Annotated in this window: 18 protein-coding genes and 1 riboswitch; of the genes, 10 read left to right on the forward strand and 8 right to left on the reverse strand. The window is 69.1% G+C overall.

Annotated elements, in window-relative coordinates; translation table 11 throughout:
- Positions 1-160 precede the first annotated feature (160 nt).
- From BV908_RS16465 to BV908_RS16475, 3 genes are all read left to right on the forward strand, one after another.
- Positions 161-613, forward strand: a complete 453-nt coding sequence (locus tag BV908_RS16465) for a BON domain-containing protein (protein WP_011805482.1) — start codon at positions 161-163, stop codon at positions 611-613.
- 33 nt (positions 614-646) lie between these two features.
- Positions 647-1,894 carry a PLP-dependent transferase gene (locus tag BV908_RS16470; RefSeq protein WP_103738679.1) on the forward strand — a complete coding sequence of 416 codons (1,248 nt, stop codon included), beginning with the start codon at positions 647-649 and terminating at the stop codon, positions 1,892-1,894.
- Positions 1,895-2,000: 106 nt separating this feature from the next.
- Positions 2,001-2,825 (forward strand): DUF2189 domain-containing protein, encoded by an 825-nt coding sequence (locus tag BV908_RS16475; protein ID WP_246867531.1) that lies wholly within the window; start codon positions 2,001-2,003, stop codon positions 2,823-2,825.
- A gap of 15 nt (positions 2,826-2,840) precedes the next feature.
- On the opposite strand, the gene BV908_RS16480 is transcribed toward BV908_RS16475, so the two are convergent.
- Entirely contained in the window at positions 2,841-3,488 is a 648-nt protein-coding gene (locus BV908_RS16480) for an arylesterase (protein ID WP_011805479.1), read from the reverse strand.
- Between the two features lie 72 nt (positions 3,489-3,560).
- Between BV908_RS16480 and BV908_RS16485 the strand changes: the two genes are divergently transcribed.
- Entirely contained in the window at positions 3,561-4,241 is a 681-nt protein-coding gene (locus tag BV908_RS16485; RefSeq protein ID WP_041836309.1) for an ABC transporter ATP-binding protein, read from the forward strand.
- 110 nt (positions 4,242-4,351) lie between these two features.
- Here the strand turns inward: BV908_RS16485 and sstT are convergent, their stop codons facing one another.
- Entirely contained in the window at positions 4,352-5,572 is a 1,221-nt protein-coding gene (gene sstT, locus BV908_RS16490) for a serine/threonine transporter SstT (protein ID WP_103738681.1), read from the reverse strand.
- A 228-nt stretch (positions 5,573-5,800) separates the two neighbouring features.
- Here sstT and rlmB point away from each other — a divergent pair, with 228 nt between their 5' ends.
- Complete coding sequence (gene rlmB / locus BV908_RS16495) at positions 5,801-6,547, forward strand: 23S rRNA (guanosine(2251)-2'-O)-methyltransferase RlmB (protein WP_015913162.1); 747 nt, start codon at positions 5,801-5,803, stop codon at positions 6,545-6,547.
- Positions 6,548-6,567: 20 nt separating this feature from the next.
- On the opposite strand, the gene BV908_RS16500 is transcribed toward rlmB, so the two are convergent.
- Genes BV908_RS16500 through BV908_RS16515 form a run of 4 tightly spaced genes read right to left on the reverse strand, consistent with a single transcriptional unit; the run spans position 6,568 to position 8,418 of the window.
- On the reverse strand, positions 6,568-7,053 hold the full coding sequence (locus BV908_RS16500) for a VOC family protein (protein ID WP_103738682.1): 486 nt from the start codon (positions 7,051-7,053) through the stop codon (positions 6,568-6,570).
- A gap of 34 nt (positions 7,054-7,087) precedes the next feature.
- The gene (locus BV908_RS16505; protein WP_103738683.1) at positions 7,088-7,534 is read right to left on the reverse strand and encodes an SRPBCC family protein; all 447 of its coding nucleotides are present in this window, start codon (positions 7,532-7,534) and stop codon (positions 7,088-7,090) included.
- 23 nt (positions 7,535-7,557) lie between these two features.
- Positions 7,558-8,010 (reverse strand): VOC family protein, encoded by a 453-nt coding sequence (locus BV908_RS16510; protein ID WP_103738684.1) that lies wholly within the window; start codon positions 8,008-8,010, stop codon positions 7,558-7,560.
- 54 nt (positions 8,011-8,064) lie between these two features.
- On the reverse strand, positions 8,065-8,418 hold the full coding sequence (locus tag BV908_RS16515; RefSeq protein ID WP_011805472.1) for a DUF1428 domain-containing protein: 354 nt from the start codon (positions 8,416-8,418) through the stop codon (positions 8,065-8,067).
- Between the two features lie 88 nt (positions 8,419-8,506).
- Between BV908_RS16515 and BV908_RS16520 the strand changes: the two genes are divergently transcribed.
- The 3 genes from BV908_RS16520 (at position 8,507) to ribB (ending at position 10,947) form a co-directional block, all read left to right on the forward strand.
- A complete protein-coding gene (locus tag BV908_RS16520) occupies positions 8,507-9,175 on the forward strand; it encodes a TetR/AcrR family transcriptional regulator (protein WP_103738685.1) in 669 nt (222 codons plus the stop codon).
- Positions 9,172-9,954: an NAD-dependent protein deacylase gene (locus tag BV908_RS16525; RefSeq protein WP_103738686.1), complete on the forward strand. Its 783-nt coding sequence runs from the start codon at positions 9,172-9,174 to the stop codon at positions 9,952-9,954. Before BV908_RS16520 ends, BV908_RS16525 begins: the two co-directional genes overlap by 4 nt.
- Positions 9,955-9,957: 3 nt before the next feature.
- Positions 9,958-10,147, forward strand: a riboswitch (FMN riboswitch).
- Positions 10,148-10,275: 128 nt separating this feature from the next.
- Positions 10,276-10,947, forward strand: a complete 672-nt coding sequence (ribB, locus tag BV908_RS16530; RefSeq protein WP_103738687.1) for a 3,4-dihydroxy-2-butanone-4-phosphate synthase — start codon at positions 10,276-10,278, stop codon at positions 10,945-10,947.
- Between the two features lie 7 nt (positions 10,948-10,954).
- On the opposite strand, the gene BV908_RS16535 is transcribed toward ribB, so the two are convergent.
- On the reverse strand, positions 10,955-11,557 hold the full coding sequence (locus BV908_RS16535; RefSeq protein ID WP_015913169.1) for a chromate transporter: 603 nt from the start codon (positions 11,555-11,557) through the stop codon (positions 10,955-10,957).
- Between the two features lie 7 nt (positions 11,558-11,564).
- Positions 11,565-12,173, reverse strand: coding sequence for a chromate transporter (locus BV908_RS16540; protein WP_103738715.1), 609 nt, complete (start codon positions 12,171-12,173; stop codon positions 11,565-11,567).
- A gap of 151 nt (positions 12,174-12,324) precedes the next feature.
- Here BV908_RS16540 and BV908_RS16545 point away from each other — a divergent pair, with 151 nt between their 5' ends.
- The gene (locus BV908_RS16545) at positions 12,325-13,170 is read left to right on the forward strand and encodes a fumarylacetoacetate hydrolase family protein (RefSeq protein ID WP_088886906.1); all 846 of its coding nucleotides are present in this window, start codon (positions 12,325-12,327) and stop codon (positions 13,168-13,170) included.
- Between the two features lie 105 nt (positions 13,171-13,275).
- Entirely contained in the window at positions 13,276-13,608 is a 333-nt protein-coding gene (locus tag BV908_RS16550) for an SMR family transporter (protein ID WP_047350324.1), read from the forward strand.
- Positions 13,609-13,697 lie beyond the last annotated feature (89 nt).

The following is a 13,697-nucleotide window of genomic DNA, read 5'->3' on the forward strand; positions in this document are numbered from 1 at the left end:
TGGCTTCAGATCGTAGCGGCCAACGCGGGCGTCGGCGGGGGATTTTTCAACGGCCTGTTAAAGCCGCTGTTGTCCTACTGCGGTTTCGGTCCTCTCCGACCGGCTCGGTAGCCAGTGCTTTCTACAGTGGACCCCGTACCCACTGGAAGGAGATATGCCCATGACAACCCCTCTTTTTCGAGCGTCGCGCTGGACCGTTTTCGCCGCTGCTGCTGCGCTGGCCGCCGGGCTGAGTGCTTGTAACAAGGCCGAGGAACCCACGGCCGGGCAACGCCTGGATTCCGCCATCAACAAGACCGAGCAGGCGGCCCAGGATGCCAAGCAAAAAATGGAATCCGCGGCGCAGGAAGCCGGGCAGGCTTCACGCAACGCCACGGCCGACGCAGCCGCCCTTATGGACGATGCAGGCATCACCACCAAGGTGAACGCGGGCCTGGCGCAAGACCCGGACCTCAGCGCCATCAAGATCGACGTGGACACCCGTGCGGGCGTCGTCACGCTCAATGGCCCCGTGAAAAGCGAGCAGGCCCGTGATCGCGCCAGCCAGATCGCGCAGGCTGTACCGGGCGTGACCTCGGTGGTCAACAACCTCACCATCTCCAGCGGCGGCTGAGCCTGGGCGGGGGACAGGCTCTACCATCGGCGCATGAAGCAGCCCTCCACACCCGACCTGTCCACCCGCCTCATTCACCACGAGTACACACCGCCGCAGGGTTTCCATGCTCCGCAGCCAGCGGTGCACAAGGCGTCCACCGTCATCTTCCCCAACGTCGCCGCAATGCGCGCGCGCGAGTGGAAGGACAAGAGCAGCTACACCTACGGGCTGCACGGCACACCCACGACCTACCAGCTGGAAGAGCGCCTGGCCACGCTGGAAGGCGGGCTGCAGTGTCTGCTGGTGCCCAGCGGATTGGCCGCCATTTCCACCGTATCGCTGGCGCTGCTGCGCCAGGGTGACGAGGTGCTGATCCCGGACAACGCCTATGGTCCTAACAAGGCACTGGCCGAGGTAGAGCTGCGCCACTACGGCATCCGCCACCGTATCTATGACCCCTTGGACCCGGCGGACCTCGCATCCAAGATCACCGACGCCACGCGGCTGGTGTGGCTGGAGGCGCCGGGCTCCGTCACGCTGGAGTTTCCCGACCTGGTGGAGCAAGTGCGCATCTGCCGCGCACGCGGCGTGGCTACGGTGCTGGACAACACCTGGGGCGCGGGCCTGGCTTTCGCACCCTTCGACCTGCTGGGCCGTGGCGCGGGTGCCGAGGGCGCGCTGGGCGTGGACGTATCCGTGCATGCGCTCACCAAGTACCCCAGCGGCGGCGGCGACGTGCTGATGGGCAGCATCACCACCCGCGACGAGGGGCTGCACCTGCGCATCAAGCTCACGCACATGCGGCTCGGGCTGGGGGTGGGGGCGAACGACGTGGAAGCGGTCTTGCGGGCGCTGCCCAGCATGGCGCTGCGCTACCACGCGCACGATGCGGCCGCGCGCGACCTGGCCCGATGGATGGGCTTGCAGCCCGCGGTGGCCCAGGTGCTGCACCCGGCGCTGCCCGGATCGCCCGGCCATGCGCAGTGGAAGGCGCTGTGCGGCGCAGCCAATGGCGGGCAGGGCGCTGCCGCCGGCCTGTTCAGCGTGGTCATTGACGCACGCCACAGCCAGGCGCAGGTGGATGCCTTTTGCGACGACCTGCGCCTGTTCAAGCTGGGCTACAGCTGGGGCGGGCCGATGAGCCTGGTGGTGCCCTACGACCTGCCCAGTATGCGCACGGGCGCCACCGCGCATCTGCGGCCCGGCACCGTGGTGCGCTTCTCCGTGGGGCTGGAGGCCGTGGACGACCTGCGTGCCGACCTGGCGCAGGCTATGCACCAGGCCTTTGGAGCTGCCTGATGCGTTGGCGGCTGGCGCGGCGAGGGTGGTAGTTTCCTTGATGGTGGTCAGGCAGTCAGGTGGTTAAGGTGGCAGCAACGCCACTGCCGCAGCGATGCCGACCACCATGTCTGATTCTTCCGCGCCAGTCACCTCCGCGCCGGTGTCCGCACCGGTGACTCTCAACCCCTTGCGCTGGCCGGACCCGCTGCGTTGGCTCGTGCTGGGGGCGCGCGACATGATGGCCGCGCCCGGCGTGGCGCTGTTCTACGGTACGTGGTTCTGGGGCATGGCACTCCTGCTGGGCTGGGTGTTCCAGGCGCGGCCGGAATACACCATGTCGTTTGCCAGCGGCTGCCTGCTGGTGGGCCCCTTCCTGGCCATGGGGCTGTACGACACCAGCCGCCGGCGCGAACAGGGATTGGCACCCGATCTGGGCGAATCGCTGACCTGTTGGGACCGCCACCTGGGCAGCATGGGCATGCTGGTACTCGTACTTGTGGTGCTGGAACTGCTGTGGGGCCGCGCGTCGCTCGTGGTGTTTGCCGTGTTCTTCAACACCGGCATGCCGTCCACCACGGGGGTGGTGCAGGCGGTGTTCAACCCGGGCAACTGGCAGTTCGTCGCCGTGTACCTGTTGGTAGGCAGTGTGTTCGCGGCCCTGGTGTTCTCCAGCATGGTGGTGTCCATTCCGATGATTCTGGACCGCGACACCGATGCGCTCACGGCCGGCATTGCGAGCATGCGGGTGGTGGTGGAAAACCCCGGCGTGATGCTGCTGTGGGGCCTGCTCATCACGGCGCTGGTGGCGTTGTCGCTGTTCGCCTGGGGCGCGGGCTTGCTGGTGGTGGGGCCGGTGCTGGGGCATGCCAGTTGGCATGCCTACCGCGCGGCGGTGGCGGCGCCCACTGCGCCCCTTGCGTCCGCGCAGGCGCCGCAGAGCGCCGGCTGATTCTCTGACGGTGGTTTACAGCAACGCGCGCAGCGCGGGCCACACGTTGTCCAGCATGCGCGGGTGCGCCTGGGCCGTGGGGTGGATGCGGTCGGGCTGGAACAGCGCCGTGGGATCGGGCCCATCGGCCACGCCCTTGAGCAAGAAGGGCACGAGCGCTGCCTTGCGCTCCTGGGCCACGTTCTCGAAGACCTCGGCGAACTGCCGGGTGTAGTTGGCGCCGTAGTTGGGCGGCACCTGCACACCCACCAGCAGCACGCGCGCGCCCGCGGCCTGGGCCTGTTCGGTCATCCACGCCAGGTTGCCCTGGGTGCTGGCCAGCGGCAGGCCGCGCAAGGCGTCGTTGCCGCCGAGTTCGATCACCACATGCGTAGGCCGGTGCTGCTGGAGCAGTGCGGCCAGCCGCGCACGGCCGCCGGCGGTGGTGTCGCCGCTCACGCTGGCGTTGACCACCGTGGCGGGGATCTTCTCCTGCGCTAGCCGCTTGTCCAGCAGCGCCACCCAGCCGGTGCCGCGCGGAAGGCCGTATTCGGCGCTGAGCGAGTCGCCCACCACCAGGATCACGGGGGCGCGGGTGGGCTTCTTGCCACCGGATTGCGCAAGGGCGGGCGCCGCGCCCCACAGGGCCAGGGCGCCCGCCACGATAAAGTCACGCCGAACCATATGCTTCACTGCCGAGAACCTTTCATGTCCGAAACCTCCGCCGCCACGGCCCCTGCTGCCTCCAACGACCGCATGCCGCCCGAATCCATCATCGCGGTGGAGCATGTGTCCAAGTCCGTCACGGACTCCACGGGTACGCTGGAGATTTTGCGGGATATCGATTTCCGCCTGGCGCCGCGGGAGACTGCGGCCATCGTGGGCGCCTCGGGATCGGGCAAGAGCACGCTGCTGTCCATCATCGCCGGGCTGGACACACCCACGCGCGGCACGGTGCGGCTGGGTGGGCAGGACCTGTTCGCACTGGACGAGGACGACCGCGCCGCACTGCGCGCGCGGCAGGTGGGCTTCGTGTTCCAGAGCTTTCAGCTCATGGGCAACCTCACGGCGCTGGAGAACGTGATGCTGCCGCTGGAGTTGGCTGGCATCCGCGATGCACGCCGCCGCGCGACCGACATGCTGGAGCGCGTTGGCCTGGGCCAGCGCCTGACGCACTATCCCAAGGTGCTGTCGGGCGGCGAGCAGCAGCGCGTGGCGCTGGCGCGCGCCTTCGTGGTGGAGCCCGCCGTGCTGCTGGCCGACGAGCCCACTGGCAGCCTGGACTTCGCCACGGGCGAGACCATCATGGAACTGATGCTGGCCCTCAACCGCGAGCAGGGCACCACGCTGGTGCTGGTCACGCACGACCGCGGCATTGCCGCGCGCTGCGACCGGCGCATCACCATTGAGGCCGGACGGCTGGTCGATAACTCCTGAAAGAATAGCTGCCAGCGCTTGATGGTAGCTGGTTTTCAATGAATTTCATATTGAAACCCTTGCATAGCATGCGCTGACAGCTCTCGTATCGATAGCGAGCTGGTGGTGAATCAGAGCTGCGCCTTGCGCTCCTGTGCCAGGCAGGCGGCGGCGGTGAAGATCACGTCGGTGGAGGAATTCAGCGCCGTCTCGGCCGAATCCTGCAGGATGCCAATGATGAAGCCGATGGCCACCACCTGCATCGCCACGTCGTTGCCGATGCCGAACAGGCTGCACGCCAGCGGAATCAGGAGCAGCGAGCCGCCGGCCACGCCCGATGCGCCGCAGGCGCACAGCGACGCAACCACGCACAGCAGCAGCGCGGTCGGCAGGTCTACCTGGATGCCCAGGGTGTTGGCCGCGGCGAGCGACAGCACGCTGATGGTGATGGCCGCGCCGGCCATGTTGATGGTGGCGCCCAGCGGAATGGCAATGCTGTAGGTGTCCTCGTTCAGGCGCAGGCGCTTGGCCAGGGCCAGGTTGATCGGGATGTTGGCGGCAGAGCTGCGCGTGAAGAACGCCGTCACGCCGCTCTCGCGCAGGCACATCAGCACCAGGGGATAGGGGTTGCGGCGGATCGCCACGTACACGATCAGCGGGTTGACCACCAGCGCCACGAACAGCATGCAGCCCAGCAGCACGCCCAGCAGTTGGGCATAACCCCACAGCGCCTGGGCACCGGCTTCGGCGAACGTGCTGGCCACCAGGCCCAGGATACCCAGAGGCGCCAGGCGGATCACCAGCTGGATCACCTGCGTCACGGCCGTGGCGCCGTCCTGCAGCATGGCGCGCGTGCCCGCGCTGGCGTGGCGCAGCGCCAGGCCCAGCGCAATGGCCCAGGCCAAGATGCCGATGTAGTTGGCCTCCAGCAGCGCTTTGACCGGGTTTTCGACCACGCTCTTGAGCACGTTCATCAGCACCTCGGACACCGACCCCGGCCCCGCGGCGGCCTGTGCGGGCGCCTGCAGCGTGAGCGTGCTGGGAAACCACACGCTGGCCACCACACCCACGGTGGCCGCGGCCAGCGTGCCCACCGCGTACAGCACCAGTACCGGGCGGATGTGCGTCGTCTCGCCCGGTGTGTGGTTGCTGATGGCGGCCATCACCAGCACGAACACCAGCACCGGCGCCACCGCCTTCAGGGCCGAGATGAACAACGAGCCCAGAATGGACAGGTGGGGCGTTGCGGCGGGCCATACAGCCGCCAGCACAATGCCGACGACCAGCGCGATGGCGATCTGGGTGACCAGGCTCGTGCGCTGCACCCAGCGCAACAGGGGAGAGAGGATCATGATCTGAACAGAAGGAGGGCCTGAGCCGCTGCGCAGGCCGCGCAGCGCGGCGCCTTGTGGCAGGCGCGGCCGCCACAGGGACGGCCATGAAGGCGGTCAGGCAAGCGGCGCCGCTTGTGGCAGCGGCCCGTTTGTCAAGGGAAGAAACGCGGATTTTAGCGGCTGCCCGGCGGTGGCCTGCGCCGCGCCACGGTGCCAGTGGGGTCGCTGGCGGGATAATCGCCACCCATGTCCTCCCCCAAAGTCCTCTTCGGCTTTCACGCCGTGGGCGTGCGCCTGAAGACCGCGCCGCAAAGCATCATCGAGATCTATTACGAGCCCACGCGCCGCGACGCGCGCATGCGCCAGTTCCTGGAGCGCGCACGCGAGGCGGGGGCGCGCCTGATCGAAGCCGACGGCCTGCGCCTGGCCAAGCTGGCCGGCAGCCATGGCCACCAGGGCGTGGCTGCGCGGGTCGAGGCCGTGGCGCAGGTGCGCACGCTGGACGAGCTGCTGGACGAGCTGGAGGCCCGTGGCGTGAAAAATCCGCTGCTGCTGGTGCTGGACGGCGTGACCGACCCGCACAACCTGGGCGCCTGCTTGCGCGTGGCCGATGGCGCGGGCGCGCATGCGGTGATCGCCCCCAAGGACCATGCGGTGGGCATCAACGCCACCGTGGCCAAGGTGGCCAGCGGCGCGGCCGAGACGGTGCCGTACTTCATGGTCACGAACCTGGCGCGCACGCTGAACGAGCTCAAGGAGCGCAACATCTGGGTCATCGGCACCAGTGGCGATGCCGACAAGACGCTGTACCAGGTGGACCTGAAAGGCCCGGTCGCCCTGGTGCTGGGCGCCGAGGGCCCGGGCATGCGCCAACTCACGCGCAAGACCTGCGACGAACTGGTGGGCATCCCCATGCAGGGCGCTGTCGAGAGCCTGAACGTCTCGGTGGCCAGCGCGGTGTGCCTCTACGAGGCGCTGCGCCAGCGCGCCTGAACGCGGAAGGCGCCCGGCCCCTAGCCGCGGCGCGCCGCCTCGATGGCGGCAATGTCGATCTTGCGCATCTGGATCATCGCGTCGAACGCGCGCTTGGCGGCGGCGCGGTCGGGGTCGGTCACCGCGCGGGTCAGGGCCACGGGCGTGATCTGCCAGGACAGGCCCCATCGGTCCTTGCACCAGCCGCAGTCGCTTTCCTGGCCGCCGTTGTTCACGATGGCATTCCAGTAGCGGTCGGTTTCTGCCTGGTCGGCGGTCGCCACCTGGAACGAGAAAGCCTCGCTGTGCTTGAAGGCCGGGCCGCCATTGAGCCCCAGGCAGGGGATGCCCAGCACCGTGAACTCGACCATCAGCACATCGCCCTCGTGGCCTGACGGAAAGTCCCCCGGCGCGCGGTGCAGCGCGCTCACGGATGAGTCGGGAAAGGTTGTCGCGTAGAACCGCGCGGCTTCCTCGGCAGTGCCGTCGAACCACAGGCAGACGGTGTTTTTGGCGGGTTGCGTCATGGGGTGCTCCTGCTGAGTCGGGACTGCTGGGCCTTTAACCCGGGATGTCGGGCTCCACCAGTGCGGCCAGCTGGGTGAGAGATTCTTGCCAGCCCAGGTAGCACATTTCCAGCGGAATGGCCTGCGGAATGCCGGCCTGGGTGATGCTCAGCTCAGTGCCGCAGCTCACAGGCGTGAGCCGGATGGTGACCTCCAGCGTGCCGGGCAGGTTCGGGTCGTCGAACCGGTCGGTGTAGCGGATGAGCTCCCCCGGCACCAGCTCCAGGTACTCGCCGCCGAAGGCGTGCGACTGGCCCGAGCCGAAGTCGTGGAACGACATGCGGAAGGTACCTCCCACGCGGGCGTCGAGTTCTTGCACCCTGCAGGTAAAGCCGTGGGGTGGCAGCCATTTGGCCATGGCGTCGCCCTCCAGGAAGGCGCGATACAGCTTGTGCGGCGTGGTGCGCAGCACCCGGTGCAAACGAACGGTGCGGTCGGACATATGGCCTCCTTGGGTGTGGAGCATCAGGCCTGTGCCGTCACGTTGACCATCCACGGCGTGCCGAAGCGGTCGCGCGCCATGCCGAAGCCGGGCGACCAGAAGGTCGCGGCAAATGGCATGACGGTCTCGCCGCCGGCGCTGAGCGCATCGAACAGGCGGCGCCCCTCGGCCGCGTCGGCGGCCTGGATCGACACCCACAGGCCCTGCGGCAGTTGGTAGCCGCCACCACAGGCATTCGGGTCCTGCCCGGGAATGGCCGGCATGGCGTCCGATCCCATCAACGACTGGTCCTTGATCTGCAGTTGCACATGCATGATGCGGCTCTTGGCGGCCTCGGGCAGCGGGGGCATGTTTTCGGAGGGAGGTATCTCCCCAAAGGTGCTCTGGTGGACGATGGTGCCGCCGAACAGCTTGGCGTAGAAGGCAAATGCCTCGGCACAGTTGCCGTCGAAGTTGAGGTAGGGCGTGAAGTGCATGGTGTCTCCTTGGGGTGGTTTGAGTGGAGTAGAAGGGGAAGAGGTGCGCGCCGTTTACGCGTGTACCAGCACGCGAAACCCGCCATAAATCACACGCTGGCCGTCGAAAGGCATGTCCTTGGGGCAGAGCGGGTCGTCCATGACGGCCTGCATGCCGGCATCGCGCACCGCGCGCGAGGGCCACACGACCCAGGAAAAGACCACGGTCTCGTCGTCCTTGCGCTGCACGGCCAGGGGCATGGAGGTGAGCTTGCCCTCGGGCACGTCGTCGCCCCAGCATTCCACGATCTCCAGGGCGCCGTGCTTCTTGAAGATCTGCGCGGCCTCGCTGGCGTGCTGGCGAAATGTCTCCTTGTTGGCAGTGGGGACGGCAAGCACGAAGCCGTCGATGTAGCTGTCGGGTTCCATGGCGCAACTCCTTTGTGGACAATGTACACTTGCAGTGTATTCGGGCTGCGTCGATAAATGTGGACGGTGTATCTGTAAAAACTCGTAAATGCCGAATGAAGACCTGAGCCCCGCGCGTGCCACGTACCGCCATGGGGATTTGAAGCGCGCGCTGCTGGACGCGGGCGTGGCGCTGGCGCGCGAAGGCGGCCCTGCCGCGGTGGTGCTGCGCGAAGCCACGCGCCGTGCCGGTGTCGTGCCCAATGCGGCGTACCGGCACTTTCAGAACCACCAGGCGCTGCTGGAAGCCGTGCGCGCGGAGGCGCTGTCGGAACTGGCGCGCGCGATCGAGGCCGAGATCCATGCCACGCGCCGGCTGCGCGATCCGCGCCAGCGTGCACGCGCCGCGTTCCGCGGCGTGGGCCTGGGCTATCTGCGCTTTGCGCGGCACGAGCCGGGCCTGTTCCGCACCGCTTTCGTGGCGCGGCCCTTTGATGTGGACGAGCGCGCGCCGGACGATGATGCGGCGCGCGGGGCCAGCGGCATGGATCCGTTCGAACTGCTGGGGCACACACTCGACGGCATGGTGCAGGCCGGTCTGCTGCCACCCGCACGCCGCCCGGGCGCCGAGTTCATGGCCTGGTCCGCCGTGCATGGCATGGCGATGCTGATGCTGGACGGCCCCTTGCGCGGCCTGGACGAGGCCGGCTGCCAGGCGCTGGCCGAGCGGCTGGTCGCCATGGTCGAGCAGGGCCTGCTGGCCGAGGCCGCGGCATGACGGACGATGCCGGAACGTCCGGCCCCTGCACCCCGCTGGACGAGGTGCGAGCGTGGGTGCGCGATGCGCGCCGCATCGCGGTGCTGACAGGCGCAGGCATCAGCGCCGAGTCGGGCGTCCCCACGTTCCGGGATGCGCAGACGGGCTATTGGGCGCAGTTCAACCCCATGGAGATGGCCAGCGAGACCGGTTTCAGGGCCCAGCCCGCGCGGGTGTGGGACTGGTACGCCCACCGCCGCGGCTTGCTCGCGGGCGTGCAGCCCAACGCGGGCCACCGGGCGCTGGCGGCGTTTGCGCAGCACGGGCGCGGGCGGCTGACGCTCATCACCCAGAACGTGGACGGCCTGCACCAGCGCGCCGGCAGCCCGGATGTGCTGTGCCTGCATGGTGACCTGACGGCCGACCGCTGGCTCGACCGTCCGCGTGCCTGCTGCGATCTGGCCCACGCCGCGCCCGGCCACCCGCCGCGCTGTCCCACCTGCGGCAACCTGGTACGCCCTGGCGTGGTCTGGTTCGGCGAGGCCTTGCCGCTGCCGGTGCTGGCCGCGGCGCAGCAGGCGGCGCAGTCCTGCGAGCTGATGCTGGTGGTGGGCACCGCGGGCGCCGTGTACCCGGCCGCAGGGCTGGCGCACCAGGCGCGCCATGCCGGTGCGCGCGTGGTGGTGGTCAACACCGCGGCCAGCGAACTGGACGGTATCGCCCACGCCGTGCTGCGCGGCCCGGCGGCGCGTTTGCTGCCATTGCTGCTGGACGGGCCGCCGATGGTTGGGGCGCCATAATCGGCAGGTCTTCAGGGCGGGGTGGAATTCCCCACCGGCGGTAGGCGGCGCATGGAGGTTTTCTTGCACCGCGAGCCCGCGAGCGCCCCGGTTGCCATCAGTGCGGCCGGGGGTCAGCAGACCCGGTGCGGGGCGGCGCAGGCCACTCCCAGTCCGGGGCCGACGGTCATAGTCCGGATGAAAGAAGACGTGTCGCGACCGGGGCCCAGTGCCCTGGGCGCGGCCGTGTGCTTCGCGCGTGCCGGGCCCCGGGCCCATGGCGCGCGTGGGTGCTTCTTGCATGCCTTGAGGCGTTTCTTCATTTCAACCGAGGAGCGTTTCATGTCTTTTCCCGCCACTTTCTTGTCCGCCCCTGGCGATCTCCCACGGGAGGTCACGCTCGCGCCCCTGCCCGCGGTGATCGCCGCGATCGCGGCCGGCCGCCCGGTGCTGGTGCTCGATGACGCCGACCGCGAAAACGAGGCCGACCTGGTCTGCGCCGCCGCCAACATGACCGAGGCCACCATGGCACTCATGATCCGTGAGGGCAGCGGCATCGTTTGCCTGTGCCTGACGCCCGCGCATGCCAAGGCGCTGGGGCTGCGGCCCATGGTGGAGGTGAACCGCTCGGCGTTCTCCACCGCGTTCACCCAGTCCATCGAAGCCGCGCATGGCGTGAGTACCGGCGTGTCGGCGGCCGACCGTCTGCAGACCGTGCGGTGCGCCCTGCGCATTCCGGCGCCGGGGTGCGCGCCCGAGGTCGTAAGCCCGGGCCACGTGTTCCCACTGGTGGCACGCGCGGGCGGGGTGCTGGAGCGTGACGGCCATACCGAGTCGGCCGTGGACCTGGCCGTGCTGGCCGGCCTGCCGCCTGCGGGCGTGCTGTGCGAGCTCATGAACCCCGACGGCAGCATGGCGCGCGGCGCACAGGTGGCCCGCTTTGCCCGTGCGCATGGCTTGCTGTGCACCACGGTGCGGGCGCTGGCGGACTACCGTCGCGCGCGCCAGCCCTGACACCGCGCTAGACCCAGCCGAACGCGCCCAGCAACGCCCCCGCGCCCAGCAGCCATAACAGGTGGATGCGCGTGCGCCACACCAGCAGGGTGGTGGCCGCGCTCAGCAGCCACAGTGGCCAGTCTTGCGCGGGCTCGCCATGGGCGCTGCCCAGCACCCAGGCCGTGGCCAGCAGCAGGCCGATCACCAGTGGTGCCATGCCTTGCTTGAAGGCGCGCACCGAGCGGCGCTCGCGGTTGCGGTGTGCCCAGCGCGTGGCGGCCCAGGTCAGCAGGCTGCTGGGCAGCAGCACCCCCAGCATGCAGACCGCCACGCCCAGCGCGCCGAAGGCCCAGGCCGCATGCGTGCCGGTGCCGGCCGCGTTCAGGCCCACGTTCCAGCCCAGCAGGGCGATGAACAGTACGTTGGGCCCGGGAGCCGACTGTGCGATGACGATGGAGGTGTTGAACTGCACCTCGGTCAGCCAACCCTGGCGCTCCACCAGGAAGCGGTGCATGTCCGGTGCGGTGGCGATGGCGCCGCCCACGGCCAGCAGCGACAGCGACAGGTAGTACAGGAACAGGTTCAGCCAGTCCAGCGGCTGCAGGTGCAAGGTCAGCGGTGCGGCCATGGCTGCGTCAGTGCCCCGCGGGAGCGAGCTTGCGCCAGGTGAGGGCGCAGGCCGCGCCGCCCACGACGGGCAGCACCCAGGCCAGCGGCAGGCGCAGCACGCTCATGGCGACGAAGGTGGCGGCCGCGATCGCGCCGCAGGCCCAGGGCCCCAGCGGGTGCTTGCGCAGCGATGCGGCCAGGCGGCAGCCCACGCCCGCCACCAGGCCTGCGGCCACGGCGCCCATGCCGCGCAGAGCGCCGGCCACCATGGGCTGGTCGGCAAAGCCGGCGTAGACCACGGCCAGCACCACCACCAGCAGCATGGGCAGCAACAGCATGCCCGCCACGGCCACCAGCGCGCCGCGCAGGCCGAAGTAGCGGTCGCCCACCATGATGGACAGGTTCACCACATTCGGGCCCGGCAGGATCTGCGCGGCGGCCCAGTCCTCGACGAACTGCTCGTTGCTCATCCAGCGGCGGCGTTCCACCAGCTCGCGCTGCACCACGGCCAGCACGCCGCCAAAGCCCTGCAGCGCCAGCCAGGTGAAGGCCCAGAACAGCTCACGCAGGCTGTGCGGGCGTGGGTGGTCGTCCTCGGCGGTTCTGGCGGGTGATTCGGGGATGTGGGGGTGCATGGCGGGGCGGCGAAGCTGCGCATCGTACGCGTGCCGCGCGGCGGCCGTGCCGGCCTCGCCATCGCCAAACGCGATGCGGCCATCAGTCGATGCGATGGATGAACGGGATGGCATGCATAAGATCGTCCCGATCAAACCCACGGAGACACCCATGAAACTCGTCCGCCACGGACAACCCGGCGCGGAGCGCGCCGGCCTGATCGACGCCCAGGGCGTGCTGCGCGACCTGTCCATGCTGCTGCCGGACATCGGCCCCACGCAGCTGGCGCCGCGCACGTTGGCCGCGCTGGCCGCCATCGACGCCGCGCGCCTGCCCGCGGTGGAACCCGGCACACGCCTGGGCTGCCCCGTGGGCGGTGTCGGCAAGATCGTCTGCGTGGGCCTGAACTACGCCGACCATGCGGCCGAGGCCGGCTTGCCCGCGCCCGCCGAACCCGTGCTGTTCATGAAGGCGACCAGCGCGCTCAGCGGCCCCACGGATGCCGTGCGCATCCCGCCCGGCGCGCTCAAGACCGACTGGGAGGTGGAGCTGGGCATCGTCATCGGCACGCGCATGCAGCAGGTGGCCGAAGCCGATGCGCTGGCCCATGTGGCGGGCTACGTGCTGGCCAACGACGTGTCCGAGCGCAGCTACCAGATGGAGCGTGGCGGGCAGTGGGACAAGGGCAAGGGCTGCGACACCTTCGCGCCCGTGGGCCCCTGGCTGGTGACCACCGACGAGATTCCCGACCCGCACGCCATCGGGCTGTGGCTGGAGGTGAACGGCCAGCGCATGCAGGACGGCCACACGCGCAATTTCATCTTCGGCGTGCCCCGTGTGCTGGCCTACATCAGCCAGTTCATGACGCTGGAGCCGGGCGATCTGGTGCTCACCGGCACGCCCGCCGGCGTGGGCCTGGGACAGAAGCCCACGCCGCGCTTCTTGCGCGCGGGCGACGTGATGCGGCTGGGCGCGACGGGGCTGGGCGAGCAGCGGCTGGTCTGCACGGGCGGGTAGGGTGTAGCGTGGGAATTTCAAGCCAAATATGCCAGGAGCGCTTTCCCATCAAGCGCGAGCAGCTATCATTTTGATAAATCTCGCACGCACCGCACTTTCTTACCCATGCATCCGTACCTTCTGCTCGGCATCTCCATCGTGGCGGAGGTGGTGGCCACCTCGGCGCTCAAGTCCTCGCAGGGGCTCACGCGGCTGGGGCCCAGCGCGCTGGCGGTGCTGGGCTACTGCGTGGCGTTCTACCTCGTCTCCAAGGTGATGAACCACATGGCCACGGGCGTGGTGTACGCCGTGTGGTCGGGGCTGGGCATCGTGCTGATATCGCTGGTCGGCTGGCTGCTCTATGGGCAGAAGCTGGACCTGCCGGCCGTCGTCGGCATGGCCATGATCGTGGGCGGCGTGCTGGTGATCCAGCTGCTCTCCAAGGCCACGGGGCATTGACCCGTGCGGCCTGTCAAGCTATCGAAGCCATAGCGCAAATGCGCGGCGGGGCAGGGTGCCGGTTCCTACAATGGCTCACACCTCGACGC

The sequence above is a fragment of the Diaphorobacter sp. LR2014-1 genome, from assembly GCF_002916785.1.
Classification (GTDB): Bacteria; Pseudomonadota; Gammaproteobacteria; order Burkholderiales; family Burkholderiaceae_C; genus Diaphorobacter; species Diaphorobacter nitroreducens.